Source organism: Aeromicrobium sp. JP4 (genome assembly GCF_054957925.1).
This window is the reverse complement of record NZ_CM143290.1, coordinates 2,401,555-2,426,268: the sequence shown is the minus strand read 5'-3', so window position 1 is coordinate 2,426,268 and position 24,714 is coordinate 2,401,555. Positions and strand designations below refer to the sequence as shown.

Annotated in this window: 23 protein-coding genes and 1 tRNA gene; 7 read left to right on the top strand and 17 right to left on the bottom strand. The window is 69.1% G+C overall.

What is annotated here, in order from left to right; genetic code table 11:
• Positions 1–20: 20 nt before the first annotated feature.
• The 4 genes from ACY1JX_RS11875 (at position 21) to ACY1JX_RS11860 (ending at position 3,472) form a co-directional block, all read left to right on the top strand.
• Positions 21–1,256 carry an acyl-CoA dehydrogenase family protein gene (locus ACY1JX_RS11875; RefSeq protein WP_462564088.1) on the top strand — a complete coding sequence of 412 codons (1,236 nt, stop codon included), beginning with the start codon at positions 21–23 and terminating at the stop codon, positions 1,254–1,256.
• 60 nt (positions 1,257–1,316) lie between these two features.
• Positions 1,317–2,849 carry a class I adenylate-forming enzyme family protein gene (locus tag ACY1JX_RS11870; RefSeq protein WP_462564087.1) on the top strand — a complete coding sequence of 511 codons (1,533 nt, stop codon included), beginning with the start codon at positions 1,317–1,319 and terminating at the stop codon, positions 2,847–2,849.
• A gap of 193 nt (positions 2,850–3,042) precedes the next feature.
• Positions 3,043–3,240, top strand: coding sequence for an AMP-binding protein (locus tag ACY1JX_RS11865; protein ID WP_462564086.1), 198 nt, complete (start codon positions 3,043–3,045; stop codon positions 3,238–3,240).
• On the top strand, positions 3,221–3,472 hold the full coding sequence (locus tag ACY1JX_RS11860) for a hypothetical protein (protein WP_462564085.1): 252 nt from the start codon (positions 3,221–3,223) through the stop codon (positions 3,470–3,472). Before ACY1JX_RS11865 ends, ACY1JX_RS11860 begins: the two co-directional genes overlap by 20 nt.
• A 100-nt stretch (positions 3,473–3,572) precedes the next feature.
• On the opposite strand, the gene ACY1JX_RS11855 is transcribed toward ACY1JX_RS11860, so the two are convergent.
• The 13 genes from ACY1JX_RS11855 to ACY1JX_RS11795 form a co-directional block, all read right to left on the bottom strand.
• Positions 3,573–5,081, bottom strand: coding sequence for an AMP-binding protein (locus ACY1JX_RS11855; protein WP_462564084.1), 1,509 nt, complete (start codon positions 5,079–5,081; stop codon positions 3,573–3,575).
• Positions 5,082–5,218: 137 nt separating this feature from the next.
• Positions 5,219–6,481 carry an ABC transporter substrate-binding protein gene (locus ACY1JX_RS11850; RefSeq protein WP_462564082.1) on the bottom strand — a complete coding sequence of 421 codons (1,263 nt, stop codon included), beginning with the start codon at positions 6,479–6,481 and terminating at the stop codon, positions 5,219–5,221.
• 74 nt (positions 6,482–6,555) lie between these two features.
• Complete coding sequence (locus ACY1JX_RS11845; protein ID WP_462564081.1) at positions 6,556–7,797, bottom strand: ABC transporter ATP-binding protein; 1,242 nt, start codon at positions 7,795–7,797, stop codon at positions 6,556–6,558.
• 4 nt (positions 7,798–7,801) lie between these two features.
• Entirely contained in the window at positions 7,802–8,617 is an 816-nt protein-coding gene (locus tag ACY1JX_RS11840; RefSeq protein WP_462564080.1) for a carbohydrate ABC transporter permease, read from the bottom strand.
• Between the two features lie 40 nt (positions 8,618–8,657).
• Entirely contained in the window at positions 8,658–9,485 is an 828-nt protein-coding gene (locus ACY1JX_RS11835) for a carbohydrate ABC transporter permease (protein WP_462564079.1), read from the bottom strand.
• Between the two features lie 152 nt (positions 9,486–9,637).
• Positions 9,638–10,483, bottom strand: a complete 846-nt coding sequence (locus ACY1JX_RS11830; RefSeq protein WP_462564078.1) for an enoyl-CoA hydratase-related protein — start codon at positions 10,481–10,483, stop codon at positions 9,638–9,640.
• 204 nt (positions 10,484–10,687) lie between these two features.
• Positions 10,688–13,192 carry an ATP-dependent Clp protease ATP-binding subunit gene (locus ACY1JX_RS11825; protein WP_181753000.1) on the bottom strand — a complete coding sequence of 835 codons (2,505 nt, stop codon included), beginning with the start codon at positions 13,190–13,192 and terminating at the stop codon, positions 10,688–10,690.
• 132 nt (positions 13,193–13,324) lie between these two features.
• Entirely contained in the window at positions 13,325–14,317 is a 993-nt protein-coding gene (locus ACY1JX_RS11820) for a HEAT repeat domain-containing protein (RefSeq protein ID WP_286931077.1), read from the bottom strand.
• 24 nt (positions 14,318–14,341) lie between these two features.
• Positions 14,342–15,094: a zinc metalloprotease gene (locus tag ACY1JX_RS11815; protein WP_286931075.1), complete on the bottom strand. Its 753-nt coding sequence runs from the start codon at positions 15,092–15,094 to the stop codon at positions 14,342–14,344.
• Positions 15,091–15,690, bottom strand: coding sequence for a hypothetical protein (locus ACY1JX_RS11810; RefSeq protein ID WP_286931073.1), 600 nt, complete (start codon positions 15,688–15,690; stop codon positions 15,091–15,093). Before ACY1JX_RS11810 ends, ACY1JX_RS11815 begins: the two co-directional genes overlap by 4 nt.
• 34 nt (positions 15,691–15,724) lie before the next feature.
• Positions 15,725–16,750, bottom strand: coding sequence for a heme-binding protein (locus tag ACY1JX_RS11805; protein WP_286931071.1), 1,026 nt, complete (start codon positions 16,748–16,750; stop codon positions 15,725–15,727).
• A 102-nt stretch (positions 16,751–16,852) separates the two neighbouring features.
• Complete coding sequence (gene lysS, locus ACY1JX_RS11800) at positions 16,853–18,310, bottom strand: lysine--tRNA ligase (protein WP_462565886.1); 1,458 nt, start codon at positions 18,308–18,310, stop codon at positions 16,853–16,855.
• Between the two features lie 191 nt (positions 18,311–18,501).
• Positions 18,502–19,083: a 1-acyl-sn-glycerol-3-phosphate acyltransferase gene (locus ACY1JX_RS11795; protein ID WP_181753009.1), complete on the bottom strand. Its 582-nt coding sequence runs from the start codon at positions 19,081–19,083 to the stop codon at positions 18,502–18,504.
• A 129-nt stretch (positions 19,084–19,212) separates the two neighbouring features.
• On the opposite strand from ACY1JX_RS11795, the gene ACY1JX_RS11790 reads away from it, so the two are divergent.
• Positions 19,213–19,938, top strand: coding sequence for a glycerophosphodiester phosphodiesterase (locus ACY1JX_RS11790; RefSeq protein ID WP_286931070.1), 726 nt, complete (start codon positions 19,213–19,215; stop codon positions 19,936–19,938).
• 2 nt (positions 19,939–19,940) lie between these two features.
• Here ACY1JX_RS11790 and ACY1JX_RS11785 read toward each other — a convergent pair whose 3' ends face one another.
• From ACY1JX_RS11785 to ACY1JX_RS11770, 4 genes are all read right to left on the bottom strand, one after another.
• A complete protein-coding gene (locus ACY1JX_RS11785; protein WP_286931069.1) occupies positions 19,941–20,717 on the bottom strand; it encodes a type III pantothenate kinase in 777 nt (258 codons plus the stop codon).
• Between the two features lie 76 nt (positions 20,718–20,793).
• Complete coding sequence (panD, locus tag ACY1JX_RS11780; RefSeq protein WP_181753019.1) at positions 20,794–21,210, bottom strand: aspartate 1-decarboxylase; 417 nt, start codon at positions 21,208–21,210, stop codon at positions 20,794–20,796.
• 4 nt (positions 21,211–21,214) lie between these two features.
• Positions 21,215–22,060: a pantoate--beta-alanine ligase gene (panC, locus tag ACY1JX_RS11775; protein WP_286931068.1), complete on the bottom strand. Its 846-nt coding sequence runs from the start codon at positions 22,058–22,060 to the stop codon at positions 21,215–21,217.
• Positions 22,060–22,917 carry a Rossmann-like and DUF2520 domain-containing protein gene (locus tag ACY1JX_RS11770; RefSeq protein ID WP_286931067.1) on the bottom strand — a complete coding sequence of 286 codons (858 nt, stop codon included), beginning with the start codon at positions 22,915–22,917 and terminating at the stop codon, positions 22,060–22,062. Before ACY1JX_RS11770 ends, panC begins: the two co-directional genes overlap by 1 nt.
• Before the next feature lie 142 nt (positions 22,918–23,059).
• Here ACY1JX_RS11770 and ACY1JX_RS11765 point away from each other — a divergent pair, with 142 nt between their 5' ends.
• Together ACY1JX_RS11765 and ACY1JX_RS11760 are read left to right on the top strand one after the other, a co-directional pair.
• Complete coding sequence (locus ACY1JX_RS11765; RefSeq protein ID WP_462564077.1) at positions 23,060–24,532, top strand: polysaccharide pyruvyl transferase family protein; 1,473 nt, start codon at positions 23,060–23,062, stop codon at positions 24,530–24,532.
• Between the two features lie 46 nt (positions 24,533–24,578).
• A tRNA-Lys gene (locus tag ACY1JX_RS11760) sits at positions 24,579–24,654 on the top strand.
• Positions 24,655–24,714 lie beyond the last annotated feature (60 nt).

Sequence of the window (24,714 nt, the reverse complement as noted above, 5' to 3'; positions counted from 1 at the left end):
CGACAGGACCGAGGTTCCTCATGAATCCGACGTTTTCACCCGAGGTGCAGGAGTTCCAGAAGGAGCTCTCCGAATTCCTCCACGAGCTGGTTCCTGACGACTGGGCAGGCGCGGGCACCCTGCCGCGGGAGGACTACGATCCCTTCACCGCCGACATCCGCCGGAAGCTCCACGAGCGCGGCTACGTCGGCGTGGCCTGGCCCGAGGAGTACGGGGGTCGCGGTCTGAGCGCCGACTACCAAGTCGCGATCGCCGAGGAGCTCACGCGGCACAAGCTTCCCCAGTCCATGGCGAACGATGTCTTCGGCATGCAGATGTTCGGCAACACCCTGCTGGCGTTCGGCACCGAGGAGCAGAAGAAGCGCTTCATCCCCCGGATCGTCTCGGCCGAGGAGATGTGGTGCCAGGGCTACTCCGAGCCCCAGTCCGGTTCAGACCTCGCCAGTGTCGCGACCACGGCCACCCTGCGTGATGGCCAGTGGCACATCAACGGCCAGAAGATCTGGACCTCGTTCGCACACTTGGCGGACTGGATCTTCGTCCTGGTGCGCACCGATCCCCACGCTGCGAAGCACCGCGGTCTCACCCTGCTGGCGTGCCCGATGGACCAACCGGGCATCGAGGTGAGGCGGATCAGGCAGATCTCCGGCGAGGGTGACTTCAACGAGGTCTTCTTCACCGACGCGGTGACGGCAGAGGACAACACCATCGGCGAGGTCAACGACGGCTGGCGCGTCGCGACGGCGCTTCTCGAGCACGAGCGTGGCGGCGCCGCCGCCGTGCTGGCCGTGCGGTTCGACGAGGAGCTCGACCGCCTCGAGGAGCTCGCGCGGGAGCACGGTCGCCACCATGAAGAGGCCGTCCGGCAGCGCATCGCATGGTGCAGGGCACGGGTGCTCGCCATGCGGCTGATGGGCTACCGCGCGCTGACCCGGACGCTGGCCGGCCAAGGCATGGGACCCGAGGGCGCGATGAACAAGTTCTTCTGGTCGGAGTACCACCGCGTCGTCACCGAGCTGTCCATGGACATCCTCGGTGAGAGCGTTCTGACGCTGACCGGGCGGCACCCCGCCATTCCGGACGGACCAGATGCGCCGGGCGCCCCGACCGACAGCGCCGGCTGGATCGTCAACTTCCTGAATGCGCGATCGAGCACGATCTTCGCCGGAACCTCGCAGATCCAGCGCAATCTCCTCGCCGAGAAGCTCTTGGGCATGCCACGTGAGCCACGCGTCGAGGCAAGCAAGCAGGGCTGACCCGTCCCAGCGGAGTCAGTACGAATGAGACCACTCATCGTGAAACCGGAGGACAGTCCCATGTCGAATTCCGTGCAACCCATCTGGACGCTCGCACGGACCCGCCCGGACGCGATCGCCCTGCGGGTCGACGGTGACGCCTGGCCGTTCAACCAGTTCCGGGACGCTGCTGCCGCGTGGGCGGCCCGACTGCTCGAGGCCGGGGTGACCGCCGGCGACCGCGTGGTCATCACGGGCAGGACACAGGCCGAGTGGGTCTTCGCCTACCACGGCATCCTGGCGATCGGGGCGATCGCGGTCACCTTGAACCCGACGTCGACGAGCGTCGAGATGAGGTACTTCCTCGAGGACTCCGGGGCCGTGCTAGCGCTCGTCGACGGCGACACCGAGCACCAGGTGTCCCCCGCCGCCGCCGAGCTCGGCACGCCGGTCATGAGCCTGTCCACCAGGTCCGCGCCGTCCCGGCCTGCCGCCGAGCTGCCGCGACCGGTCAGCTCGGACACCGGCGCCGTCATCATCTACACCTCGGGAACGACCGGCCAGCCCAAGGGCGCGCAGCTGACCCACCACGGCCTTCGTGGCAGTGCCCACGCGCTGGGCGAGGTCCTGCGCATCACCGAGGACGATCGTCTCGGCACCGCGCTCCCGCTCTTTCACGTCTTCGGGCAGGTCACGGTACTGCGCATCGCCTACGAAGCGGGGGCCTCGGTCACCCTGCTGTCGAAGTTCGACGCCACCACGCTGCTGCGTACCGCCTCCGAGCTCGGCCTCACCGTGCTCGCCGGCGTCCCCACGATGTGGAACGCCATGGCCAACCTGGGCCCCAAGGTCGACTCGCTCGACTTCTCGCGTCTGCGGGTGGCCGTGTCCGGCGGCGCAGGCCTGCCGATCGAGGTCGCCGACCGGTTCGAGGGTCGATACGGATGCCGGATCGTAGCCGGCTACGGGCTCACCGAGAGTGCGGGCGCGGGCGCGTGCCCCCCGCTCGACGGGCCGCGGCGGCCAGGAAGCGCAGGACGGGCGGAGCCGGGTGTCGAGCTGGCGATCTTCGATCCCGACCGTAACCTCCTTCCCGCAGGGAGCATCGGAGAGATCGGCGTCCGCTGCGAGATGAACCTCAAGAACTACTGGAACCGGCCGGAGGCCACGGCCGCTGCTCGGCACGAGGGCTGGCTCCTGACCGGCGACCTCGGCAGGCTCGACGACGAGGGCTACCTCTGGGTCGTCGACCGAATCAAGGACATGATCATCCGCGGAGGCTTCAACGTCTATCCCAAGGAGCTCGAGGAGGTCCTCTACAGCCACCCCGACGTCCTGGAGGCCGCCGTCATCGGGGTTCCCGACGAACGCCTCGGCGAGGAGATCGCCGCGGTACTCGTGCTGCGCGACGGCCGAGACTTCGACGTGGCTCACATGCAGCAGTGGATGGCCGGGCGCGTTGCTGCCTACAAGACGCCCCGCATCTACCACGTCGCGCCCTCACTGCCACGTGGCTCGACGGGGAAGCTCCTGAAGCGCGCGATCGACCGGCACGACGTGCAGGAGAACGGATGGCGCACGACCAGGTCGAGGGACTCCGTCGGCACCGCGTGACCGGAGCCCACCGTGATTCTCCACCGCGCCGAGCTGATCAAGGAGTTCACCGCTGCGGGGTGGTGGTCGCCGGAGCACCCCCCTCGACCTCGAGCGCGCTGCTCGGCTGTTCCCCCGGCGTGTCGCTAAGCTGATCCGCCGAACCGGGACGACGTCATGGGGTCGCCACCTTCGAGGTTCGCCCTGGGCCGAGATGCAGGCGGAGGTCGACGAACTGGCGACGGCTCTGATCGACCTTGGGTTGCAGCGTGACGAGGTCGTCATCGTCCAGTCGCCGAACGTCATCGAATGGCCACCGTTGTACTTCGCGGTCTGCCGCGCGGGATGCATCATCTCGCCCGTTGCAGTGGCGGGCGAAGGACATCGGCTACATGGCCAACCTGACCGGTGAACGGTTCCTCATCGCGCCGGAGACCTTGGAAGACCATCGGCCCCTCGTCGACACACGCGCCGACCTCTGCCTCGGCGCGCCCGGGGTGGTCGACTGCGCGGCAGTCGGCGCCCGTAACGACGAGTTGGGCGCGCGTGTCTGCATTGTCATCGTCCCGCAGGAACCGTCGGAGACCCCGCCACCGGCGGCCGTCCTGGCGCACCTGCGGCCTGGCCGTCTACAAGCTGCCTGAGCTCATCGAGTACAGGAGCGCGCTTCCCCGCAACCCTGTCCGCAGGCTCCTCAAGCGCGAGGCCGTGCCTCACTGAGCCGCTCCTGATCGCGCAGGCGCGTCAGACCAGCTCCCGCTTCATCAGCTTGCCGGTGGCGTTGCGGGGAATCTCCTCGATGAACTCCACGACCCTGGGGCACTTGTAGCCCGCGAGGCGCGTGCGGGCGAAGGCCACGACCTGCGCCGCGAGATCATCTGACGGCTCCGCGTCATCGGCGAGCTCGATGAACGCCACGACCTGCTGCCCGAAGTCGTCGTGCGGACGACCGATCACCGCCGCGTCGCGTACGAAGTCCAGCTCGACGAGCGTGCCCTCGATCTCGGCGGGGTACACGTTCTCGCCGCCGGTGATGATCATGTGCGACGCCCGGTCGGTCAGGAAGAGGTACCCGTCCTCGTCGAGGTAGCCGATGTCCCCGACGGTCGCCCAACCACGGTCGTTGCGCGAGGCCTCGGTCTTGTGCGGGTCGTTGTGGTACTCGAATGCCTGCTCGGACTCCCAGTAGATCAAGCCGATCCCGCGCGCCGGCAGCTCCGTCCCGTCGTCACCCATGATGTGGGGGATCCCCGAGATGGGCCGCCCGACCGAGCCGCGCTTCTCGAGCCACTCCTCGGATGAGATGAGGGTCAGACCCGGGCGCTCGGTGGCGCCCCAGCAGTCGAAGACGAGAGGGCCGAAGAAGTCGATAGACCGCTCCTTGACCGACTGCGGGCAGGGCGCGCCGCCGTGCCCCAGGAATCGCATGGAGGACATGTCGTAGGACTGCTTCACGTCATCGGGGAGGTCGAGGACCCGACTCAGGATGGTGGGGACGGTCATCGTGTGCGTCACGCGGTAGTCGGCGATGGCCTGCAGGAAGCCAGGGGCCGAGAACTTCTCCAGCACGACGACGACACCGCCGTAGCGGATCGACACCATCGCGCTGGCCAGCGCCGCCACGTGGAACAACGGGGTCGCTGCCAGGAACACCGAGTCGGCACCGACACCGTAGTTCTGGTGAATCGCCAAGGTGGTGGCGTCGGGCGTACCGATCGCGAGGCCGACCGGCCCAGGCTTGACACCCTTGGGCTTCCCGGTCGTGCCGGACGAGTAGAGCATGTCGCGCCCCTCGAACTCCACGAGCTCAGCACCATCATGGGCTCGTAGGTCTGCCTGAGGGATCCTCGAGGAAGAGCAGTTCACTCCCCAGAACTCGGCCTCGGTACGTCCTCGGTCGGCCAGGGCACCGGCCAGCTCGAGGGTCGACGCAGTGACAAGGACGACCTTGGTGCCGCTGTCGATGATGACGTGCTCGAGCTCTTCGGGCGTCCACCTGGTGTTGAGGGGCGTCCAGTAGAGGCCTGCTCGCTGTGCGGCCCAGCAAGTCGGCAGGGTCTCCCGCTCGTTCCCGGTCAGCAGGGAGACGTGATCACCCAGCACGAGGCCCCGAGCCTGGAGGAATCCGGCGATGCTGGCCGACAACCGCTCGAAGTCGGCATACGTGAGGGTCTCCCCCGACGTGGCCATCACTTGCGCGATGCGGTCCGGATCCTCGGCGGCACGTGCTTCCGGAGTCAGAATGTTGCTCACCACGACTGCACTCACTTTCCTCTCGTCGGACGACACGCTCGGGCGCGTGTCAGCGGGGGCGGGTCTGCCCGGAGGATTCCGGGCAGACCCACTCTCCGCGGGTCAGACCACGAGCGCGGACTGACGATCGATCCGGATCACTGGGCGATGGCCGCCTCGGCGTCCGCCTGCGCAGCCTTGAGACCCTCGGCGACCGAGATCCGACCGGCGTAGATCTGCTCGAACTGCTCGAGCACCGCCGATCGCAGTGCCGGGAACGCCGTCTCGGCACCCTTCGGTGTGAAGGCCACGGCCGTCTCCGGCAGGGTCCACCCCTTGAGCCACGGCGAGTCCGCCACCGTCTCGTCGCTGAACGGAAGGTTCTTCGCCGGCAGTGCGCCGTCCATGGTGTCGACCATCTTCTGCTGCACCTCGTCGGTGAGCATGTAGGACAGGAACGCCGCGGCGCCTTCCTTCTCCCGGTCCGAGGCCGACTCGTTCACGAAAGCCGCGTGGTTGATCGACAGGAGGCGGTCCGAGCCGAAGGGCAGCGGGTGCACCTCGAGGCCCTTCGCCAGGTCCTTGGACTGCGCCGCGAAGATGCTCGAGAACGCGAGGCTCTCGATCACCATCGGCATCTTGCCTTCCCAGAACATCCGTCGGTAGGTCGGCGCGTCGGTGCCCACCGGGATCAACTTCTTGTCGATGAACTCCATCATGTCCTCGACGGCGGTCTCGACCTCCGGTGAGTCGATCGTCGGGTTCCCGTCCTCGTCGCTCCACGCACCGCCACGTCCGTAGACCCAGTTGGTCAGGTCGATCCACCAGCCGTTCGAGTCCGCCATCGAGTGACGGAAGGCGGTACCGAACATCCCATCCTTGCCCGCGGCGGCTTCGGCGACGTCGAGGTACTCCTCGTACGTGGTCGGCACGTCCTTGCCCAGCTCGTCGAGGACCGTGCGGTTGACGAGCATCTGGTAGGGGTGCTGCGTGAAGACGACCGCGCGCCGCTTGCCGTCCTCGTCGAACAGCCGCTCGTCGTAGGAGTTGAGCCCTTCGCTGGGCACCTCGACCGATTCGGTCAGGTCCGCGGCGAGGCCCTGTGCCATCGCCTGCCCGTACTCGGCCTCATCGACGCCGAGGATGGTGGGACCCTCACCGGCGCCGACCTGGGTGAACAGCGTCTTGTGGTAGTTCTCGAAGGGAACGTTCTCGGGTTTGACGACGAAGTCGTCCTGGCTCTTGTTGAAGTCGTCCATGATCGCCACGAAGTTGTCGAACGGCGGCGCCGTGAAGGCCCAGTGGCTGAACGTGATCTCCACCGGCCCGCTGGACCCGTCGTTGTCGTCTCCGCCGCCGCCGCTGCAGGCGGCCAGAAGAACCGCCGCGGACGCCGTGAGCGCCATCAGTTTCTTTCGCATGCTGCTTCCTTTTCTACGATTCATCAGAATGAGGTGTCGCCGTGGCGACGCGGGCGAAGGGCTGATCGATGCCCTCACTTCCGAACCAGCGATTGGCCTCCTTCGGAGTCGAACACGCAGGCCGATTCCAGGTCGATCCTCAGAGCGACGCGGTCGCCGAGCGTGTGGAGCTGTCGCGAGTCGACGCGGACGTCGAGGACGTGATCGTCATGGGACGCCTCGCCCAGGACTCGCGCCCGTTCGACGGACCCGTCGAGTCGCACCTGGATGAGCTGCTCCGAGCCCCAGTCCTCGACCGACACGACCTCGCCGTGCGCATTGGCCAGGCCGTCGTCGGTGATGCTGACCCACTCACTCCGGATACCCAGGAGGAAGTCGCCGTGGGTGCGCGTCGCCTCCAGGGCCGCCTCCGCGAGGGACGGCGGGGCGGCCGCGCGGACGCCCGCGAAATCCCACTCGGTCGCCGAGGTCGCGGTGGCCGGGATCAACCGCATCGCGGGCGTTCCGATGAACTGGGCGACGAAGGTGTTCGCCGGGTTCTCGTACACGTCGCGAGGGGTGCCGAACTGCTGGAGCTTCCCGTCCAGCATGACGCCGATCTTGCCGCCCATGGTCATCGCCTCGACCTGGTCGTGGGTGACGTAGACGATCGTCGTCTTGAGCAGCCGGTGGAACTCGATCAGCTCACTGCGCGTCTGGGCACGCAGCTTGGCATCGAGGTTCGACAGCGGTTCGTCCATGAGGAACGCCAACGGCTCGCGCACCATCGCGCGGCCGAGCGCGACGCGCTGGCGCTGTCCGCCGGACAGGGTGGCCGGATGACGGTCGAGGAGCTTCTCGAGGTCGAGGATCTTGGCGATCCGCTCGATCCTCTCGACGACCTCGGGGCTCCGCTCGACACTTCGGCGTGCGAACCAGTGGACGATCGGAAGGTTCCGCCACCCCTTCAGCTTCTTCATCGCGAGGGGGAAGCTCATGTTCCGACGGACCGTCATGTGCGGGTACAGCGCGTAGCTCTGGAACACGAAGGCCAGGTCCCGATCGCCCGGCTCGAGGTCCTGCGCCTCGTGACCGTCGATCCTGATGACACCGGAGCTGAGCGGCTGCAGTCCTGCAATCATCCGCAGGAGGGTCGACTTCCCGCAGCCCGACGGCCCCAGGAGGACGAGGAAGTCTCCGTCCTCGATCTCCAGGCTCACGTCGTCCACGGCAGTGAACGAGCCGAACTCCCGCGTGACACCCTCCAGCGCGATCTTCGGGGCCGCGAGCGCGGCGGACTGCTGCTCGGTTTCCTGCAACTCTGCGGTCTGATTCATTGTGTTACCCCTTTACGGACCCTGCGACGAGACCACTGACGATGTACCGCTGCACGAGGATGAAGAAGAGAACTGCCGGCAGCGTGTAGATCACCGAGGTCGCCATGACTTGGTTGACGGGAACGAAGTACTCCCCGATGAAGGACGCCAGACCGACCGATGCCGGTCGCTTCGACTCATCGGTGATGAAGGTCGTGGCGAACAGGTACTCGTCCCAGCCGTAGAAGAACGAGATGATCGCGCCCGCCGCGATCGACGGCGACACCAGAGGAGCCACCATCGTGACGACGATGCGGAACGAGCTGGCGCCGTCGACACGGGCGCTCTCCTCGATCTCGAGTGGGATCCCGTCGATGGCGCTCTTGAGCAGCCACACCACGACGGGCATGACGAACACGGTGTGCGCGAGGATCAGACCGCCCAAGTTGTTGAGCAGTCCCAGCGTGATGAACAGCGCGTAGAACGGGATCACCAACAGCGCCTCGGGAAGCATCTGGGTGGCGAAGAGCGAGAACCCGAAGGCACCCTTGCCGCGGAACGTGAAGCGCGACAGGGCGTACGCGGCGAAGAAGGCGATCCAGACCGAGAGGAGGCAGGTGCCGATGGCGATCACCGCGCTGTTCTGCAGCCAGGTCAGGATCTCGGTGTCCCGCAGGACGTCGGCGTAGATCCCGATCCGCGACACGTCAGGCCACAGCTTGGGCGGGAACGTCACCAGGTCGCTGTCGGACATCATCGAGGTGACGACCATCCAATACAGCGGGAAGAGCAGGGCGAACAGTCCGGCCGCAACCACTACAGCGCCCAAGGAGCGCCTCACGATCTTGCGGACTGTCACGGTCGAGCCTGCGGCCCTCGCGTCACGCGACATGACTCCGCCTCCGTTCCGAGCGAGTTTGGACATAGAAGTAGACGGCCGTGACGATCGTCGACAGCACGAAGCCGACGACGCCGATCGCCGACGCATAGCCGAGGTCGGACAGGCGGAAGGCCGAGTGGTACAGGTCGATCACCAAGGTCGTGGTCGAACGCAGCGGCCCGCCTTCGGTGAGGACCCAGATCAGGTCGAAGCGCCGCAGCGACCAGATGGTGACGAACAGGACCAAGATGCTCAGCGTCGGCATGATGCTCGGCACGGTCACATTGCGGAACCGGCCATAGCGCGAGGCACCGTCGATCTGGGCGGCCTCGTAGAGCTCCTTCGACACGCCTTGGAGTGCAGCCAGGAGGACGATCGCCGAGAACGGGAAGATGCGCCAGACGGTCACCAGGATGATCGCGGGCAATGCCGTCTTCTCGTTGCCCAGCCAGTAGACGTGGCCGTCGATCGCGCCGACCGACTCCAGCGCCCAGTTGACGACACCGAGCTGGTTGTCGAGCATCCACGCCGCGACGAGTGCGACGGGAATGATCGGGGCGGCCCAGGGAATGATGATGATGCCGCGGAGGCGTCGGGCGAACTTCCCGACCATCAGATTCATCCCGAGGGCCGCGAGGAGTCCGACCCCCACCGCCCCAGCCACACAGAAGAAGGTGTAGATGACCGTGGTCTTGAGCGTGCCGAGGAACTTGGAGCTTCCCGCCAGCTCGGAGTAGTTGTCCGTGCCGACGTACTCACCGCCGCTGGGGTTGAGCATGTTCGTGTCGGTGAAGCTGAGCCGGATGCCCTCGAACAGCGGGAACGCCATGAGCACCATCAGGAACAGGAGCGCCGGCGCGATGTAGTAGTAGGGCCTCAGGCGACGACGAGCTTCCCGACGCCGGGGGCTCGCCCCGCGAGGCCGGGGTCCGGGAGCGGGAACTCGGGCAGTCGTCGCGGGAGGCTGCTGGACGCGCGTAGTCATGCGCGATCCGTCAGGCCGGCGCCGTCGTACGTGAACTCCCCCCACGAATCTCGTGGAATCGCACTGGTGTCCAGGGGCGCGAAGTTGGGCTGGCGCTTCTCGACGAAGCTCGCGACGCCCTCCTTGAAGTCCGCGCGGTCGATGGAGTCGACCATCAGCTCGTCCGAGTGGTCGAGGGAGGGCCACAGCGGCATGTCGTGGTGATTGTACATCTGCCACTTGATGACGCCCATGGCTGTCGGCGACACGTTGTCGGCGAGATCCTGGGCGAACGCGTGCGCCTCGGCCAGCAGTTCGTCCGGTTCGACGGCGAAGTTCACGACGCCGAGATCCTTCGCCTCCGCGCCGGTGAAGACCCGCGCGGTCATCAGCAGGTCCAGCGCAACGGCCATCGTCGTGACCCTCGGCATGATCCACGTGAGGCCGTGTTCAGCGATGAGACCACGACGAGCGAACGCCGTCGTCATCTTCGCCGTCTTCGATGCGAACCGGATGTCACACATGAGCGCCAGCTGCAGGCCGAGTCCTGCGCACGGGCCGTTGATGGCCGCGATGATGGGCTTCGGGAACTGCATCGGGGCCAGGAGCGGTCGGCTGGTCGGCTCGGAATCACCTTCAGTCGCATCGAGGACCTCGGTGTCGGCGCCGACACAGAAGCCTCGACCACTTCCGGTGAGCACCACGACGCGGACCGCGTCGTCATGCTCCAACTCCTCGAAAAGGCCGTAGAGCTGCTGCTGCAACTCCGGGGTCCAAGCATTCAGGCGGTCCGGCCGATTGAGCGTCAAGGTTGCGACGCCCTCGCGGACTTCTTGGAGAACGAGCGGTGCATTCGTGGACACGACGGATCCCTCCTCTGCGTCCCACACGGGACGGTTGTGGGCTGCGTCACAGCCTAGGATCAGTTGAATCTGATGTCAACTTCGGATGGCAAGAAGATCCATCGCTTCGTCCGCCCCTCTGGCCCGTCTCCACGCTCACCCCGGGACGCACGAAGGGCCCGGGTCGATGACCCGGGCCCTGCGTGGTGGTGCTGTTGGTGGTGCTCAGTCGTCGCTGCTGGCGCCGGCCTCGACGGCCGGGGGAACCTCAGGCAGCTCCAGATCGGCCTTCGACGTGCCGGTGAAGGTGAACTCACCGTCCACGACGTCGACCACGACGATCTGGCCGGCGTGGAGCTCTCCGTAGAGCAGCTTCTCGGCCAGGACGTCCTCGACCTCGCGCTGCACCGTGCGACGCAGCGGCCGCGCACCGAGCACGGGGTCGAAGCCGTCGGCGGACAGCTTGATCTTCGCCGCGGTGGTGAGCTCGATGTCGATGTCCTTCTCGGCCAGACGGGCCTCCAGGGAACCGACCATCATGTCGACCATCCGCAGGATCTCCTCCTGCGTCAGCGGCGGGAACACGATGACCTCGTCGACGCGGTTCAGGAACTCTGGACGGAAGTGCTGCTTGAGCTCCGTGCCGACGCGCTCCTTCATCTTCTCGTAGGTCCCCGCGACGTCGCCGGCCTGGGAGAAGCCCAGGTTGACGCCCTTGGAGATCTCACGCGCACCGAGGTTGGTGGTCATGATGATCACGGCGTTCTTGAAGTTGACGACGCGACCCTGACCATCGGTGAGGTGACCCTCCTCGAGGATCTGCAGAAGCGAGTTGAAGATGTCCGGGTGGGCCTTCTCGATCTCGTCGAACAGGACCACGCTGAACGGCTTGCGCCGCACCTTCTCGGTGAGCTGGCCACCCTCCTCGTACCCGACGTAGCCCGGAGGCGAGCCGAACAGGCGCGAGACGGTGTGCTTCTCGCTGTACTCGCTCATGTCGAGCTGGATCAGCGCCTCGTCGTCGCCGAACAGGAAGTTCGCCAGCGCCTTGGAGAGCCACGTCTTGCCGACGCCCGAGGGCCCGGCGAAGATGAACGATCCACCGGGACGGCGGGGATCCTTCAGGCCGGCACGGCCACGACGGATCGCCCGGGACAGGGCCTTGATGGCCTCGTCCTGACCGATGACGCGCTTGTGCAGCTCGTCCTCCATGTGCAGGAGTCGGCTGGACTCCTCTTCGCTGAGCTGACCGACCGGGATGCCCGTCGCCTTGGCCAGGACCTCGGCGATGAGGTGCTCGTCGACGACCGCGACCTGGTCGAGGTCGCCGGACTTCCAGGCGCGCTCACGCTCGTGCTTGGCGGCGATGAGCTTCTTCTCCTCGTCGCGAAGGCTCGCGGCGAGCTCGAAGTCCTGGGCGTCGATCGCGCCCTCCTTGCGGCGGCGGACGTCGGCGATCTGCTCGTCGAACTCCTTGAACTCCGGCGGCGCGGCGGCGCGACGGATGCGCAGGCGCGCACCGGCCTCGTCGATCAGGTCGATCGCCTTGTCCGGCAGGAACCGGTCGCTCACGTAGCGGTCGGCCATCGTGGCGGCGGCCACGAGCGCGTCGTCGGTGATCGAGACGCGGTGGTGCGCCTCGTACCGGTCGCGGAGCCCCTTGAGGATCTCGACCGAGTCGGCGACGGACGGCTCGTTGACGAGCACCGGCTGGAAGCGACGGTTGAGCGCCGCGTCCTTCTCGAAGTGCTTGCGGTACTCGTCGAGCGTGGTGGCGCCGATGGTCTGCAGCTCACCGCGGGCCAGCATCGGCTTGAGGATGCTGGCGGCATCGATCGCGCCCTCGGCGGCACCCGCACCCACCAGGGTGTGGATCTCGTCGATGAACAAGATGATGTCGCCGCGGGTGCGGATCTCCTTGAGCACCTTCTTGAGGCGCTCCTCGAAGTCGCCGCGGTAGCGGGAGCCCGCCACGAGCGCGCCGAGGTCGAGCGTGTAGATCTGCTTGTCCTTGAGCGTCTCGGGCACGTCGCCGCGCACGATGTCCTGCGCCAGCGACTCGACGACGGCGGTCTTGCCGACGCCCGGCTCGCCCACGAGGACAGGGTTGTTCTTCGTACGGCGGCTCAGCGTCTGCATGACGCGCTCGGCCTCGTCGGCCCGGCCGATGACCGGGTCGAGCTTGCCCTCGCGGGCGGCCTGGGTCAGATTGCGGCCGAACTGGTCCAGCACGGCGCTGGACGCGGCGGCGGGAGCCTCGGTGCCGGCGCCCGTGGTCTCGGACTCCTTGCCCTGGAAGCCGCTCACCAGCTGGATGACCTGCTGGCGGACGCGGTTGAGATCGGCGCCCAGCTTCACGAGGACCTGGGCGGCGACGCCCTCGCCCTCGCGGATCAGGCCGAGCAGGATGTGCTCGGTGCCGATGTAGGTGTGTCCCAGCTGCAACGCCTCGCGCAGGCTCAGCTCGAGCACCTTCTTGGCGCGCGGGGTGAACGGGATGTGCCCGCTGGGTGCCTGCTGGCCCTGGCCGATGATGTCCTCGACCTGGCCGCGGACGGCCTCGAGCGAGATGTCAAGGCTTTCCAGTGCCTTCGCGGCGACGCCCTCACCCTCGTGGATGAGGCCCAGCAGGATGTGTTCGGTGCCGATGTAGTTGTGGCTGAGCATGCGCGCTTCCTCCTGCGCAAGCACCACGACTCGTCGGGCCCGGTCGGTGAATCTTTCGAACATGTCGGTCCCCTCTGCTGGACTGGTCTTTTCAGCATAGACGGGTCTTGGTGACCCGACTCGCCCTGTCCAGTTGCTTAACTCAACCGTCATGCACGGGCGCGGCTTCCACTGTTCGCTGTCGGCGGAATCGGCTCACCGCATGAGGGCCTCGCGGGCCGGAGGCGCGGCCGCCCGCGCCGCTCCCGTGGCCGGTTTGCCCACGAGCGCCGACTCGATCGTGAGGGTGCCCGACGCGGTCCGCTCCCCCACCACCTTCACGGGGTTGGCGTAGGGCGCCACCGAGCCGGTGACGGAGAACCTCGCCCGGTCGTCGCCCACCTCCAGACGGCCCACGTGGATCACGCGACCGCTCGGACGCACGAGCCACAGGTATGGTCGCGTGCCGCCGGTGGCGTCGCGGTCGTCGCTGAGCACGTAGCAGTCGAGCGAGTACCGCTCGGAGCAGACGCGCTCGCGCACCATCACGCCGAGCATCTGCGGCACCGACAGGTCGGCCTCGCCGACGTCCTCCGCGAGGGCCACGGCACCCGCCGCCCCCGAGCACGTGAACGTCAGCAGCTCACGCGGGGCGAACGCCAGGGCCGGGACCTCGGCGCGCACGGCGGCCAGCACGGTCGCCTTCGCCACCTTGGCCCGGCCGCCGAAGGCGATCTCCTCGCCCCGGCGCCGGCCGAACTCGGTGACCTCGGCCGTGGCCGGCACGAGCAGCTCGGACTGGTGGGCGCGGTAGCCGATCAGCAGGCGCGCCGTCAGCACGGCGCGCCCGGCCGGCGTGGCCTCGGGCGGCTGCGACCGCGCGAGGTCGGGCAGGACCGACTCGTCGCCCACGCGGGCGAGCGACTGCGCGGCCCGCCGCACGACGGTGGGATCGGCGTCGGCGAGGGCCCGGGTGAGGGCCGCCGGCGCGTCGGGGTCCGGCGTGCGGCCCAGGGTGACCGCCGCGAGCGACCTCACCCGTGGCTCGGCGTGCGCGGTCAGCAGCTCGACGGCCACGGGGGTGGCCCGGTCGGAGTCGCGCCGTACGAGGGCGACGAGGGACTCCTTCGCGATGTCGCCGCGCGAGCGGTGCGCGAGCTCGACGAGCTCGTCGTCGCCGCGCTGTTCGAAGGGGGTGGTGTCAGGCATGATGCGTCCTTTCGCGTGCGGGGCTCACTGGCCCGCACGGGTCTGGCAGCGACCGCGCACGGTGCTGCCCTGGCCCGAGGTCAACAGGACCGAGCTGCGGACGCTCACCGAGCACCGCGTCTGGGCCATGAGGTTCTCCCGCGCCGACGTGGCCGTCGGGCAGTCGTCCCCGTGGTTGTGGGAGAGGTCGAGGAAGTGGCCCAGCTCGTGCGCCGCCGTGCGGGAGAAGGCCTCCGCCGCGCGCCCGACCTCGCCGCCGACGAGGCCGTCGGACTTCCCGCCCTTGGTGCAGTCACCGGGCACCGGGGAGATCCCCACGAAGTCGTCGCTGATGTTCGCGACGAGGAACATGTCGATCCCGTCGTTCGGGACACCCCAGTCGTCGGACAGGTCGTCGGCCTCGGACTCGCTGCCGAGGTCCTCGTACCCGTTCGCGGTGGGCACGTCGAGCCAGAAGTACTGGACCCGGCCGAGGCCGAGCGACGCGTCCGCGTAGATCCGGCGGATCCGGTGGACGGCGTAGTCCACGCGCTCGTCCGCCTCGGCCAGGGTCACCGCGGCGGCGTCGAAGCCGACCTCGACCAGGTTGAGGTGCACGTGCTTGCGCTCGAGGGCGGTGAAGGCCTCGCCGAGCGTGACCTGCACCGGCGACCCCGTGCTGGGGTCCGGGGGCGGCGTGGCGCGCCAGAACCCGAGCACGTCGCGCATCACCGAGAGGTTCCCCGTGCCACCGAGGCCCATGGCGGACATGGCCTGGCGCACCGACCGCACGCTCATGGCGTGACCTCCGACTCCAGCGCCGTCACGCGGGCCGTGAGGTCGGCGATCGCCGCCCTGGCCGCGGCGAGCTGCGTGGTCAGCGACGTCACCTGGCCGGCGAGGGTCGTCAGGGTCGCGGCCACGTCCTGACCGGCGACGACCGCGCCGTCCGGCATGGTCACGCGGCCGTTGACGACGACGCCGCCGGTGTAGTCGCGGTCCCAGTTCAGGACCAGCTGGTCGCCGGGGCCGTGCACCAGGGCGCGCCGGAAGGGGTTGCGGCGCAGCGAGGTCGAGAGTCGCCCGCGCCGGTCCGGGCCACCATCGAGCATGAAGTCGGTCCCGAACTGCTGCATGATCCGGCTGCGGACGATCAGCCAGTCCCGGTTGTTGAAGCCCAGGATCTGCTTGCAGCTGTTGACGCTGACCCCGCCGGGGTAGTCGCTGTCCCAATTGAGGGTCAGGCCGTCGTCGAAGTCGTGGACCAGCGCCCGCCGGAACGGGGTGTTGGTCCTGCGGCGCGCCGTGGCGTCGAGCATGAGGTCGTTCGCCGTGGCACGCACGACGAGGCCCTCGAGGTGGATGAAGTCGCCGTCGAAGCGGATGTCGGTCATCTCGGTGGTCCTGTCAGGAGGGGTGGGAGTGGTTTCAGCTCGGCATCACCGAGTAGCCGGCGGGTGACGGGACGGGAGAGTCCTCGACCTTCGCGAGCGTGTTGATGCTGACGTGGGGCCACTTGATCCGGCCCGGGCCGCCGTCGAAGCGGTCGAAGAAGTCCAGCTGGACGACCTGCACGTACTGCAGGCGCAGGCCGATGGTGCCGTCCTCGCGCCGGACCTCCTGGATCCAGAAGGTCGACTTCATCTCCGAGGCGTTCGCCTGCCGCACGATGAAGGGGATGTTCGAGATGCCGCCGGTGGCGACGGTGCTGTCGAACTCTAGCTTCGTCGTGCGCACGATGTCGACGCCCTCGTTCGCGGACTTCAGCAGCGCCGTCGAGTCGAGCGGGTCGAACAGTCCACGGAAGAGGTTGTCGTGGAAGTGCTTGTAGGGCGCCAGGTAGGGGTTCTTCTCGATGTCCTGGTTGACGCCGAGCGGCAGGGCGTTGATGGGCGGGATCGACGGCGGTCCGTCGGAGATCGACGCCGTGCCCAGGCCCAGCACGGAGTCACCGTGCGGGACGGTCGCGAGCCGCGCGATGTCGACGACGTCCTCGTTCAACGGGTCGGACATGTTGAGGAAGAGCCCGGGCTCGTGGTGGATCGCCCCACCGGGGTCGCCCTGCAGGCCCGAGGCGGGGAAGTCCTCGCCGACGAGCTGATTGATGCCCTGCTCGTAGTCGAGCGCCACGAGGAGCTGATCGGCGTGCGGGGTGACGCCGCCGTTGGCCGGGGCGATGCCGCGGTTGGGGACGGCCTTGTCGACGAGGCTGAAGGTCAGCTTCTCGTTGTACTGGTGGAGCAGCAGCCGGTACGCAGGCCGGAAGGTCGCGCCCTGGGGCGGACCGAAGGGCAGCGCGATCATGTTCCAGCCGCGGCCGGCGAGGTCGGGCTCGTTCGTCCAGACGCCGGGCAGCAGCTTGAAGGGACCGAGGTCCTCGTCGCCGGTGACCGCCGGGGCGACCTCGCGTACCTGGCCCCGCAGGGCGTCGAGCTGTTCGGAAGCGGTTCTCATGGGGGGACACCTCTGGGGTATCGAAGGTTCCGCCTCCGACGCCCCGAGCGCGTCCCTGCGGACTGATGTCGATGACGAGATCAGTCGCGCGACCGGTGATACCTACTCGCGGCGCTGCACCGGGAAGAGGATGGCCTCCCGGATGCCGATGCCCTGCAGCAGCATCACGAGCCGGTCGACGCCGAGACCGATGCCACCGGCGGGCGGCATGCCGAACTCGAGCGCCCGCAGGAAGTCCTCGTCGACGTCCATCGCCTCGGGGTCGCCGGCCGCCGCGAGGCGGGCCTGCTCCTCGAGCCGCTCGCGCTGGATGACGGGATCGTTGAGCTCGGAGTACGCGGGCGCCAGCTCGACGCCGTTGATGATGAGGTCCCACGCCTCGACCAGGCCGGGGGTGGTGCGGTGCTTCTTCGCCAGCGGGCGCACGGCCTCGGGGTAGTCGCACACGAACGTGGGCTGGATGAGGGTGTGCTCGACGAGCTTCTCGAAGAGCTCGAGCACGACCTCGCCCGCGCCCCAGCCGTCCTGCAGGGCGACGCCGTGGTCGCGAGCGACCTCGCGCACCTGCTCCTCGGGGGTGTGCACGTCGATGGCCGCGCCGGTGGCCTCGGCGACGAGCTCGTGGATGGTGGCGCGGCGCCAGGGCGCCTCGAGGTCGATCGTGGTGCCGTCGCGACCCGTGACGACCGTCTTGCCGACGGCGCGCGCGGCGTCCACGACCAGGTCCTGCACGAGCTCGGCCATCGTGTCGTAGGAGCCGTAGGCCTCGTACGCCTCGAGCATCATGAACTCGGGGTTGTGGGTGTTGTCGACGCCCTCGTTGCGGAACGTCTTGCCGATCTCGTAGACCTTGTCGATGCCGCCGACGAGGGAGCGCTTGAGGTGCAGCTCCAGCGCGATGCGCAGCAGCTGCGGCTCGTCGAAGGCGTTGAGGTGCGTGTGGAACGGGCGCGCCGCCGCGCCGCCGTTGGTGTGCTGCAGGACGGGAGTCTCGACCTCGATGTACCCGTGGCGGTCCAGCGTGGAGCGCAGCGACTTCAGCACGGCGGCCTTGACGCGCACGTTCTGGCGGGCCTCCTCGCGGACCACGAGGTCGAGGTAGCGCATCCGGGTGCGGGCCTCGTCGGAGAGCGGCTTGTGCTCGACCGGCATCGGACGCAGCGTCTTGGTCGCGATCCGCCACGCCGTGGCCATGACCGACAGCTCGCCACGGCGGCTCGTGATGACTTCGCCGGTGACTCCCAGGTGGTCGCCCAGGTCGACGAGAGCCTTGAAGTCGGCCAGCGACTCCTCCCCCACCTCGGCGAGGGAGAGCATCGCCTGAACCTCGCTGCCGTCGCCCTCGCGCAGGCGGACGAAGCACAGCTTGCCGGTGTTGCGCAGGAAGATGACGCGGCCGGTGATCGAGACGGTCAGGCCGGTGTGGGCGTCGGGGCCGAGCTGCTCGGGGTCGTGCGACTCGACGATCTCGCGAAGCGTGTGGGTGCGGTCGACGAGCAGTGGGTACGGATCGACGCCGGCGTCCAGCATCCGCTGGCGCTTCTCCCGGCGCACCCGCATCTGCTCGGGCAGGTCGTCCTCGGGAAGCTCAGGCGTCTCGGTCACGAGGCACGAGTCTAGTCCGCGCCGTCGCGCGCACCGACGCTCCCCGCCCCAGCCCCGACTTTTGTGACGGCGTTCGCCGTCCTGGTCCGATCTCGCCCGAACCGTGTCACAAAAGTCGGGCGGCGGCGGCTCGGGAGCAGCCCCGATCACTCGGCCGGGCGGTCCTCCTCGGCGAGGCGCGGCTCGACGCGGCGCTCGGGGCGGACACCGGCCTTGTCGGCGAAGAAGGCCCGGATGACGTCCATGTCGGCGCGGACGTCGCCCGTGAGGCGGAACGTCGGGCCGAGGCCGGCGGTCATGGTGGTGCGGTCGCAGTAGCCGAGCGTGACGGGCAGGTCGGCCTCGCGAGCCAGCCGGTAGAAGCCCGACTTCCAGCGCTTGACGTTGCCGCGGGTCCCCTCGGGGGTGATGACGAGCTGGAAGTTGTCGCCCGACCGCGCGTGCTCGATGAGCTCGTCGATGAGGCCCGCCGGGTTCTTGCGGTCGACCTCGATGCCGCCGAGCGCGCGCATGAACGGACCGGCGGGGCCGCGGAAGAGCTCCTTCTTGCCCAGGAAGTGGGGTCGGAAGCCGCACTTCCACGCGATGGCCAGCATGAGGACGAAGTCCCAGTTCGACGTGTGCGGTCCCGCCAGCAGGATCGTGGGACCCTTCGGTGCCGGCTCCGACCGGAAGCTCCACCGGCTGACGGTCCAGAACACGTCGGCGACCAGGCGCAAGATCCTCATCCCCGGAGGCTAGCGCGCCCCGGGGCGGTCGGCCGGACGGGTCGACCGCCCCGCGGCGGGCGTCGGACGTTGGGCGGATCCACAGCCTGCGTTCATCTCACGGTCAGGTGCGCGGGGCACCGTGGAGGCATGACGACAGCTCCGCGGATCACCGCACACCGGGGCCAGAGCGCGACGCACCCCGAGAACACCATTCCTGCGCTCCGCGAAGCGGTGCGCCTGGGGGCCGACGCCCTCGAGTTCGACGTCCAGCCCACCGCGGACGGCTCGATCGTGCTGATGCACGACCGCTCGCCCCTGCGCACGACGAACATCCGGCACGTCCAGACCTCGAAGGTCGGCCTGTCGGTGCAGAGATTCACCCTGGCCGAGCTGGCGCAGCTCGACGCCGGCAGCTGGAAGTCGCCGGCCTTCGCCGGCACGCCGGTGCCCACCCTGCGCGACGTCGTGCACGCGCTGCGCGGCACCGAGGTGCGGCTGGTCGTCGAGATGAAGTCGGCGCCCGTGGACGCCCGCTCCTACGTCCGTGCCGTCCTCGACGAGCTCGGTGGACACAGCCGCGTCACGCTGATGAGCTTCGACCGCGACGTCGCCGAGGCCGCCCTGCCCGTGCACCACGCCGTGGGCCTCGTGAGCCGCGGCCGTCCGAACGCCGCCGACATCGATCGCTTCGACGAGTTCCACGTGAGCGCGCGCCGCGTCGACCGCGCCCTGGTCGACCGCGTGCACGCCGGTGGCGGCACCCTCACCGCCTGGACGGTGGACGACCCGCGCCAGGTGGAGCGGCTCGCCGCCCTCGGCGTGGACGGGATCACCACGAACGACGTCTCGGCGGCCCGCCCCGCGCTCGTCTGACCTCAGCGGTTCTTGGCGGCGACGAGGCGCAGGCCCTGGAGGGTGAGCTTCGCGTCGCGGGCGGTGATCGTCTCGCACTCGGTGAGCACGACGGCGGCGTGGCTGCCGGTGGCGATGACCGAGACGTCGTCGGGGTCCTCGCCGAGGGACTCGATCATCCGCTCGACGATCGCGTCGATGAGGCCGGCGAAGCCGAAGACGATCCCGGACTGCAGCGCCTCCACGGTGTTCTTGCCGATGACGTCGCGCGGCGTGGTGATCTCGACGCTGCGCAGCTGGGCGCTGCGGCGGACGATCGCGTCGAGCGAGACCTCGACGCCCGGCGCGATCGCGCCACCGAGGTAGCGGCCCTCGGCATCGATGGCGTCAACCACGGTGGCCGTGCCGGTGAGGTCCACGACGATCGCGGGCCCGCCGTAGAGCTCCTTCGCCGCGAGCGCGTTGACGATGCGGTCGGTGCCGACCTCACGGGGATTGTCGGTGTGGATGGGCACGCCGGTCTTGACGCCGGGCCCGACGACCCACGCGGGAATGTTCTCGTAGTAGCGCAGGTACGTGCGCCGCAGCGCCACCAGCAGCGCCGGCACGGTGCAGCACATGGCGATCTCGTCGACCTCGGGCAGGCCCGAGCGGCGCAGGAAGCCCTCCACCACCAGGAACCACTCGTCGGAGGTGCGGCGCTCGTCGGAGGCAACGACGAAGTCGGCGACCAGCTCGTCGCCGTCGAACAGCCCGATGCTGGTCTCGGCGTTGCCCGCGTCGATCGCCAGCAGCGTCATACCGGCGCCCTCGTCGAAGAGCAAAGGTACGAGGTCGCCGGAATGACCGATCCCACGGTCACTCGCTGGCGCTCGCTCATACCGAAACCAGGTCGCCCCGCTTGAGGCCGGAGTCGGCCGGGACCTCGGCGGCGTCGTGGCCGAGCGTGACGATCGAGTTGTCGGCGTCGACGAACACGACGCTGGGCTCGAGCCGGCGCGCCTCGGCGTCGTCGACCTGCGCGTAGGCGATGAGGATGACGATGTCACCGGGGTGCACGAGGTGCGCGGCGGCGCCGTTGATCCCGATGACGCCCGAGCCGCGGGGGCCGGCGATCGTGTAGGTCTCGAGACGGGCGCCGTTGGTGACGTCGACGATGTGCACGAGCTCACCGGGCAGGATGTCGGACGCGTCGAGCAGGTCCTCGTCGACGGTGACCGAGCCGACGTAGTGCAGGTCGGCCTGGGTCACGGTGGCGCGGTGGATCTTGGACTTCATCATGGTGCGCAGCATCGGGTCACTTCCCTCGGTTCTTCGCGTCGGTCCCGAGAGGGACCGCGCAGTTGTCGAGCAGGCGCGGTCGGCCCACCCGGGCGGCCACCAGCAGGCGAGACTCCCGGCCGGCCTCCGCCGGTCCGAGGTCGGGGCTGGTGAGCACGAGATAGTCCGGGTCGATGCCGGCGTCGGCCAGCACCTTCCCGGCAGCGTGGAGGACGGCCTCGGGGCCGTCGGGTCCGGCGTCGACGCCGGCACGGAGCGCGGCCGAGATGGCGGCGGCACGCTCACGCTCGGACGCGGTCAGGTAGCGGTTGCGCGAGCTCATCGCCAGGCCGTCGGCCTCGCGGACGGTGGGGCAGCCGACGACGTCGACGCCCAGGCACAGCTCCTGCGCCATCAGCCGGATCAGGGTGAGCTGCTGGTAATCCTTCTCGCCGAACACGGCCACGTCGGGGCGGACGAGGCCGAACAGCTTCGCGACGACGGTGAGCACCCCGCGGAAGTGGGTGGGCCGCTCGGCCCCCTCGAGGATCGACGCGAGCGGACCGGGGTCGACCATGATCGTGCCGTCGAGCCCGTGCGGGTACATCTCGTCGACGGTGGGCGCGAAGACCACGTCCACGCCGGCGGCGTCGCAGCGCTCGAGGTCGGCATCGAAGGTGCGCGGGTAGGCGTCGAGGTCCTCCCCCGGCGCGAACTGCGTGGGGTTGACGAAGATCGACACGACGAGGGTCTCGGCCAGCGGCCGCGCGTGCTGCATCAGGCTCTGGTGGCCGTCGTGCAGCGCGCCCATCGTGGGCACGAGGGCGACGGTGCCGGACGTGGCGGCGCGCAGCTCGGCCGCGGTGCGGACGACGCGTGGCATCAGCGGACCTTCTCGCGGATCACGGCGGTGCGGACGGCGTCGGCCGTGTCGGTGTCGATGCGGCCGGTGGACTCGGCGCGATCGGCGGTGGCGGTGGCCAGCGCGGCGTAGGTGCGCCGCACGGACGGGTCGTGCAGGTGCGCGACGTGGGCGCGCACCGTGTCGACGTCGCCACGGGCGACGGGGCCGGTGAGCGCGGCATCGCCGTAGGCCAGCGTGTTGTCGAGCGCGGCGGCCAGCAACGGGCGCAGCACGGCGGCCGGGTCGTCGGCCCCGATCTCGCGCAGCAGGTCCATCGCCTGGGTGACGATCGTGGTCAGGTGGTTGGCGCCGTGGGCCAGCGACGCGTGGTAGGTGGCGCGGTCGGCCTCCTCGACCCACATGACCGAGCCGCCGAGGTCGGCGACGAGGGTCTCGGCGACGTCGCGGTCGGCGGGCTCGGCGGTGACGCCGAAGACGCAGCCGCGGTCGATGTCGACCTCGGTGCCGGTGAACGTCATCGCGGGGTGCATGGCGATCGCGCGGGCGCCGGCCTGGACGAACGGCGCGAGGACGGCCAGCCCGTGGCGGCCGCTGGTGTGCGCGAAGAGCCGGCCAGGACCGGCGAAGGGCGCGAGCTCGGCGACGACGTCGGCCAGCGCGTCGTCGGGCACCGCGAGGATGACGATCTCGGCCCGGCGGACGACCTCGGCGCGGTCGAGCACGGGGATGTCCGCGAGCAGCGTCTGGACGCGCAGGTGCGAGGCGTCCGAGCGTCCGCTGACGCCGACGATGTGGTGGCCGGCTCGCTGGAGCCGGGCGGCGAGGACAGCACCGACACGGCCGGCGCCGACCACACCCACGCGAGGGTGCGACATGTGTGTTGCCTTTCGTTCCAGTCCCGGAGCGGGTACCAGACAAAGTGACGTCGTCAGTCTACGTCGCCGCACCCGCGGACGGGAGATGAGGTGACGAGGGTCACACGCACGCGCGCGCGGTCCGCTCTGCCACACTGACGCCATGGCTCGGATCCTGATCCGCGCGGGCAAGGACCCGTTCACGGCAGTCGTACCCGAGACGACGCTGACGCAGGACGTCTTCAACTCCAACAGCGGGAACTTCCTGTTCCAGCACTCGGTGTGGAAGGCCCTCGACGTGGCACCGCACGAGCTGGTCGCGAACTCCACGCTGAGCGAGCGTCGCGTCGCCTCCGCCGAGGACGCCGCCCGCATCAACGAGGAGTTCGACCACTTCGTCGTGCCGATGGCGAACTCGTTCCGCGCCGACTTCGCGGAGAAGCTCGACCACCTGGCCGCGCTGATCGAGCAGCTGACGATCCCCACCACCGTCATCGGCATCGGCGCGCAGGCCCCGGCCGACCGCTCGTTCGACGCCCTCGCGGGCGTCCGCGACGTGAGCCGTCGCTTCGTGGCGGCCGTGCTGGAGCGCTCCCCCTCGATCGGCGTGCGCGGTGAGTTCACCCGCGACTTCCTCGTCGACCTCGGGTTCCCGGGCGACGCGATCGACGTCATCGGCTGCCCGTCGCTGTTCCTGCAGGGCCCCGACCTGCGCGTGCGCGAGCCCGGCACCGTGGACGTCGACGCGAGTCTCGGGCTGAACCTGACGCCGGAGGTGCCGGGGATCGGCGCGTTCGCCACCGAGCAGGCCGCGCGGCACCCGAATCTCACCTACGTCGGCCAGGACCAGCACGACCTGCGGCTGCTGCTGTGGGGCGTCCCGCACCCCCATGTCACCGATCCGCTGGTGCCCACGCACCTGCGGCACCCGCTGTACCAGCAGGACCGCATGCGGCTCTTCGTCGACACCTGGACCTGGTACGACTTCCTGGCCCAGCAGGACTTCGTCTACGGCACGCGCTTCCACGGGAACGTCGCGGCGCTGCTGGCCGGCACGCCCGCGCTGATGCTGGCGCACGACTCGCGCACGCTCGAGCTGGCCGAGTACCACCAGATGCCGCACCGGCTCCAGCCCCACTTCGACGAGCCGATCCGCGTGGAGGACCTCGCCGAGGCCACCGACCTCGCGCCGTTCCACGCCGCCATGCCCGAGCGGTTCGGCCGCTACACGGCGTTCCTCGAGCGCAACGGACTGGAGCACCGCTGGCAGGACGGCCGCGACGGCTCGCAGTTCGACGAGCGACTGGCGCAGGCCTCGCTCCCGCCCGCGGTGCACACCCTGGCGGCGCCCGACCTGTCCGAGGTGGCCTCGCGCCTCGAGTGGCTGCGGCACGCGATGGTCATCGACCTCACGCGGCACCCGGAGCGCTACGAGTACCCCTTCAATACGCCCACCTACCAGGGCGCCGGATCGCGGCACGCCCGGCTGGCCGAGCAGCGCGACGCGAAGCTCAGGAGCCAGCAGCAGCGCATCGACGAGCTGACGACGCGGATCGACCGCATCGAGCGCGTCACTCCCGGCGGACTCGTCGTCCGACTCGTGCGCAAGGTGCGCGCGATGCTGCGCCGGGGCTGAGCGGTCCCCGTACCGGCTGGCACACTGGTCCCTGCGCCACCGGCGCGGGCCTCTAGCTCAATTGGCAGAGCAGCGGACTTTTAATCCGCGGGTTGTGGGTTCGAGTCCCACGGGGCCCACCACCGCACCCCTCCCCGCCCTCACGACATGACGAACCGCGCCACCAAGTGACGGAGTGGCCG